The sequence below is a fragment of the Hafnia alvei genome (assembly GCF_900095695.1).
Classification (GTDB): domain Bacteria; phylum Pseudomonadota; class Gammaproteobacteria; order Enterobacterales; family Enterobacteriaceae; genus Hafnia; species Hafnia alvei_B.
Window position 1 is genome coordinate 1 of record NZ_FMIQ01000023.1, and the last position, 4711, is coordinate 4711.

5 protein-coding genes are annotated in these 4711 nt (G+C 48.0%); all 5 read right to left on the minus strand.

Translation table 11 applies throughout. The features are described 5' to 3' along the window. On the minus strand, positions 1-317 hold a 317-nt coding region (locus BN1044_RS06575; RefSeq protein ID WP_139130907.1), incomplete at its 3' end, for a DEAD/DEAH box helicase. Between the two features lie 204 nt (positions 318-521). Then, positions 522-785, minus strand: coding sequence for a YdgH/BhsA/McbA-like domain containing protein (locus BN1044_RS06580; protein ID WP_040046064.1), 264 nt, complete (start codon positions 783-785; stop codon positions 522-524). Between the two features lie 158 nt (positions 786-943). Next, the gene (locus BN1044_RS06585; RefSeq protein WP_072308033.1) at positions 944-2347 is read right to left on the minus strand and encodes a GH1 family beta-glucosidase; all 1404 of its coding nucleotides are present in this window, start codon (positions 2345-2347) and stop codon (positions 944-946) included. A 56-nt stretch (positions 2348-2403) separates the two neighbouring features. After that, positions 2404-3720, minus strand: coding sequence for a PTS sugar transporter subunit IIC (locus BN1044_RS06590; RefSeq protein WP_072308035.1), 1317 nt, complete (start codon positions 3718-3720; stop codon positions 2404-2406). Positions 3721-3858: 138 nt separating this feature from the next. Next, positions 3859-4419, minus strand: coding sequence for a C40 family peptidase (locus BN1044_RS06595; RefSeq protein WP_072308034.1), 561 nt, complete (start codon positions 4417-4419; stop codon positions 3859-3861). Positions 4420-4711 lie beyond the last annotated feature (292 nt).

The window sequence follows — 4711 nt, forward strand, 5'->3', positions numbered from 1 at the left end:
AGTGTCAAAATTTTGATGTTCTGGGTAAAACGCGCTAAGCGGCGCAGCTCTTTGCTGACCTGATCCGCCAGCTCACGCGTTGGACACAGCACCAGCGCCTGAGTCGTAAACTGGGTAACGTCAATCTGCTGTAGCAGACCGATACCAAAAGCGGCTGTTTTACCGCTGCCGGTTTTGGCCTGCGCCCGAACGTCACGCCCTTCTAGAATGGCAGGCAATGCAGCGGCCTGCACAGGGGTCATTGAGGCATAGCCAAGTTCAGCGAGGTTTTCTAGCTGCGCCGCTGGCAGCGTCAGGGAAGCAAAAGATTGGGTCACAACGGTTACTCTAATCAGACAAAAAATAAGGGGGAGCAAGTTTGCTGTTGAACGCGATTATAGACTCGTAGCGCCAGCGGACTTGTACTCATAGGCGCACATAATAACAGAGAAGCGGTGGGTCGAGCAGAAGTAAAAATAGACAACATGGTGAGAGAAGAAATGCGGGGACAATCCCCGCTCGAGAATATGTACTGCCTTGGGCTATTTATATACTTCCGCAATCGCGCTTATTTTGCCGTGCTCACGGCCAGCAATAATCACGTAGTATTTACCGCCTTTTTCGTCTGCCAGTTTAGACAAGACTTCTTTAGCATCCATGGGCGATGTGGTTTCTGCCGTGGTGCTTACGGTACCAATTTTCGTATATTTTGCGGCTTCTTCTTTAGTGATTTCCTCTGCTGCCAAAGCGCCAAAAGATACTGAACTCACCAGAATCGCTGCGGTAATAGCTTTAATTGCTTTCATAAATCACTCCTTGTTGTTTGTCATTGGATAGAACAACTACAGGATTAAAGGTAGTACAGATTCATGAACACCGCAGGAAATGCCGTTTTTTTTGGTAGAAATTAAGCAATGTCTCCCCTAAAACGGGGAGACAATCAGGTCAGCAGAGTCTTACTGCGCTAGAGCTCATCACCGTTTGAGCGGATCACCTTTTGATACCACTCAAAACTCAGCTTCTTCTTGCGCGCCAAGTTATTCTCACGGTCGATATACACAAAGCCGTACTGTTTTTGGTAGCCGTTGAGCCAAGACAGCAAATCAATAAATGACCAAGGATAGAAGCCACGAACATCGGCACCCTGCTCAATTGCGTGACCAACAGCGCGAATATGCTCGCTCAGATAGTCAATACGTGGCTGATCTAGAACCGCGCCGTCAACAATCGGATCCTTCGCGCCTAAACCGTTTTCAGTAATATAAATAGGCACTTCACCGTAGCGATGACGAATGCGACCGATCGCGTCGGTCAGGCCTTCTGGATAGATTTCCCAATCCCAATCGGTGTATACCCCGTTTGGATTTTTCACGATCTTGAATAAGCCTTTGAAGCCCATTCCGCCACCGCTGCCTTTCTGGCCCGAAGTATTGAGCTCGAAGCCTTGCACGTCGTCGTTACGCGCCACCATTTCACGCTTGTAATAATTCAAACCGATAAAATCAACGATGTTTTCTTTCAGTAATTCGGCATCACCAGGGTGGAATTCAGGCACGCCAAATGCGGCCTGTGCCATCTCTAGCATGTCGCGCGGATATTCGCCTTTCAGCACTGGGTCATATAGCCAGTGGGTGTAAATCCCTTCGGCAATTTCCCAAGCGCGGAGATCTTCAGGTTCTTGGCTGATCGGATCGTTGGGTTGTAGCACGTTAACAAACCCAATTTGGCCTTTGATCCCCATTTCACGAAAACTTTTCACCGCACGTGCGTTGGACAAGAAAACATGATGGCAGGCCTGAATGCCCAGCTTAGGATCTTTCAGCTTCGGTGGATGCTGGCCGGTGAAATACCCCATACCAATGAATACGATGGTTTCATTAAACGTTGACCACAGGTCAACGCGATCGCCAAAGCGTTGATAGCAAAGACGGGCATATTCATCAAAGGCATCAACGATTTCGCGCCCTGCCCAACCGCCAAATTTATCCTGCAAAGCCTGAGGAAGATCCCAGTGATACAGCGTGATCATCGGCCGAATATTGTGGCGCAAAAGCTCATCGATCAAATCGCTGTAGAATTTGATCCCAGCTTCGTTCACTTCACCCGTACCGTTCGGCAATACGCGCGGCCACGAAATAGAAAAGCGATATGAGGTCATCCCCAATTCGGCCATCAGCGCCACATCTTCTTTAAAACGATGGTAGTGGTCGGCCGCAACGTCGCCGTTTGTCCCTTCGTGCGTGGTGCCAGGCAAATGAGAGAATACGTCCCAAACAGATAACCCTTTACCGTCAGCGTCATGCGCACCTTCTACCTGATACGCCGCCGTTGCTGCTCCCCAGAGAAAATCTTTTGGAAATTGGCTCATATTTTTATTACTCCGTTAACGCTATAAATAAAAAGACTAAATAGTGATTACCGTGGTTACCACACGATGGCTTCCTCATCTTCCTGTGCCTGATTAGCCTGTTCCTGCGCCAAGAGTTGCTTCTCATAGACCTTAAAGAACGGGTAATAAATCAGGGCAGATAATGCCATCAGCAACAGCACTAAGACGGTGACGCGGAAATCCCAGCCCATGGCCCACGCGGCACCAATCGGCGCCGGCGATGTCCATGGAACCAATGAAATCATGTGTGGAAGTAGATTAGTGGTCACTGCGGTGTAGGCCACAACCGCATTGATCATCGGCGACAAAATGAAGGGAATAAAGAAGGTTGGGTTCATAACGATCGGCGTACCAAATATCACCGGCTCATTAATATTAAACATGCTCGGAACCAGACTCAGTTTCCCCATAGCACGTAGATGCACGGATTTACTGCGCAGGAACAATAGCACTAAACCGAAGGTTGCGCCTGAACCACCAATTACGATCAAAAAGTTCCAGAACGCCTCCGTCATAATGTGCGTCAGCGGCAGCCCTGCGGCGAGATCGGTTTGATTTAACCCTAAATTCGTCAGCCAAAATGCCTGCAACATGCCAGAAACAATGGCCGAGCCGTGGATCCCAGCAAACCATAATAGATGGCAAATCAACACGGCAAGTAAGATCGCCGGTAGTGAATCAGCGGCAGAAATCAGTGGCTGGAACAGCGCCATAATTGCCTGAGGGAGAAGCTGGTCAAACAGTGCCTGCACGCCCATGCTGATCGGATACAGCGTAATAATGACGGCAAGAATCGGGATCAGCAGGTCGAATGATTGTTTGATGTTTGCCGGAACCTGCGGAGGGAGCCTTATTCCAATATTGTGATGTTTGAGAAAACGCGTGAGCTCCGTAACATAAATCGCCACGATAACCGCGGTGAAAATCCCCACGCCGCCCAGCGCAACGGTGGGCATATTTCCGTTAGCCTGCGGTGCTGACACCAGCAAAAAGCCCATCAGTGCCAGCATTGCCGTCATGAAAGGATCAAGCTGATAGCGTCTTGCGAGGTTGTAAGCAATTGCTGCAGTGATGTAAATCGACATGATCCCCATCGTCATGTTGAACGGCGTTAGGATCTGGCTTTCATACTTGCCAGACAGCGCCAGCCAACTGCGTGCAAAACCCCAGCTACTCTCAGCGGAAAACGGGGGATAGACAAATACCAGTAAAAACGAACCGACAATCATGAACGGCATGGCGGCAATAAAGCCATCACGAATCGCCATAATATGTCGCTGAGAGGAAATTTTTCCCGCCACCGGGCTAATTCGATTTTCGATAAAGCTAAACAGCGATTGACTGATATTCATCATGCTCTACCCCTGAATAAGACGCGTAAGGAACAGAGTATAAGACGCCATTTTTATTAACCGCAACCGGTTTCAGTAACCGGTTTCATTTTTATCCTAGAATGTGAAGGAGATCGAAGAAGGGAAGCGTATCTACGCTTAAATCACGCGTACAGAAGTTTCGTAACTGCTTTCCCAATAGCGATCGCTGAGGCGGGAAGTCGTTACCCCCATACTCTTTGATGCATGGATGAACTGACCGTTCCCCACATACACCCCGACATGTCGTGTCTCCGGCGAGGTTTTAAAGAAAACCAAATCACCGATTTTGAGATGCTGCTTTGCAATGTGGTTACCGAAATGAATTTGCTCGGAGGTTGTTCTCGGCAGATTAACCGAGAGCTCACCGAGCACCCGGCGCGTAAATGCTGAGCAATCAATGCCATATTTAGAATCACCGCCCCAGAGATATCTCACCCCCTGCCAGCGCCGATAATCCTGCAAAATGACCTGCTTAATATTGGCCTGCTGTGGATCGTTGAAGCTTTTGCTATTTAGCGCTTCCCGATAGGAAATTCGGTAAGAAGATTGTTTAACATGCAGGTTTTGGTTCATCTTGTCAGATTTAAAATACGTAGGTAAATCAAACGCCGATGAGGACTGAGTCACGAATGCGACAGAGCAAAATACTGCGGCTGAGATAAGTTTTCGAAATAACATTTTGAGATCATCGTAGAGGGAAAAAGGCGTCCTTAAGAGACATAGCGACTTGCCTCAACACCAAAGGGCTTTGCGCTTAATCACATCCATTGCAGGGCGCAAACTACACAGCTATCCACTCAGCCTCCACTGAATTCACATTGAAGTTATGCTTATGAGTTAATCATATGTTTTATGAATTAATGTTTTGCTCGGTGAACCATGGCGTTAAAACAAGAATGGAATGTTAATAAGAAAATTTGTCAGGAATAAAAATTAAAAAACCGCCAAAGAATGGTAACGCCGTTCACTT

Coding starts and splice junctions, on each gene's coding strand:
- BN1044_RS06580 (WP_040046064.1), bottom strand. CDS start 785: ATGAAAGCAATTAAAGCTATTACCGCAGCGATTCTGGTGAGTTCAGTA.
- BN1044_RS06585 (WP_072308033.1), bottom strand. CDS start 2,347: ATGAGCCAATTTCCAAAAGATTTTCTCTGGGGAGCAGCAACGGCGGCG.
- BN1044_RS06590 (WP_072308035.1), bottom strand. CDS start 3,720: ATGAATATCAGTCAATCGCTGTTTAGCTTTATCGAAAATCGAATTAGC.
- BN1044_RS06595 (WP_072308034.1), bottom strand. CDS start 4,419: ATGTTATTTCGAAAACTTATCTCAGCCGCAGTATTTTGCTCTGTCGCA.